This window comes from Ralstonia sp. VS2407 (genome assembly GCF_052950655.1).
This window is the reverse complement of sequence record NZ_JBRFVG010000391.1, coordinates 1-432: the sequence shown is the minus strand read 5'-3', so window position 1 is coordinate 432 and position 432 is coordinate 1. Positions and strand designations below refer to the sequence as shown.

Annotated in this window: 1 pseudogene; it reads left to right on the top strand. The window is 57.2% G+C overall.

The window, feature by feature from the left end:
* Positions 1–284: 284 nt before the first annotated feature.
* Positions 285–432: pseudogene (locus tag ACU8YE_RS25625) on the top strand (DNA-binding protein); the annotation flags it as partial.

Genomic DNA, 432 nt, shown 5'->3' with positions numbered 1-432 from the left:
GCGTGAGAAAATATCCGCTGCTGAGCCTAGGGCGGCCACCCGAAAACCGGACACCTTCACCGGCTGGCTCGGCGTTCTTCGTGAAGGCCGCACAGAAGGGTGCGCTATTGCTACGTACAAAGACACCTAATCCAGTTCTCACTCACAAACCACGCGCCGGTTTTCGTTCACGGCGTGCAAGGCAATGTGTCAGAAGAAGCATTCTTTCTTTCGCCGCCGCAGACGCAACACACCGAGCGTCTCAGCCCTTTGCTGCGGAGGATGGCGAGAGTCCATTTGGGCGGATGCGAGACATCATTCCGCGTGACGTGCCGTTAGGTGAGGCTATGGCCTTGCTGGCCGGCCTACTAGTCAAGTGTATTGACGAGGAAGATCTACGCACCGCGCAAGAGCTGATGAAGCACGAGCTGTTCAACAGCCGCACTTTGGAAG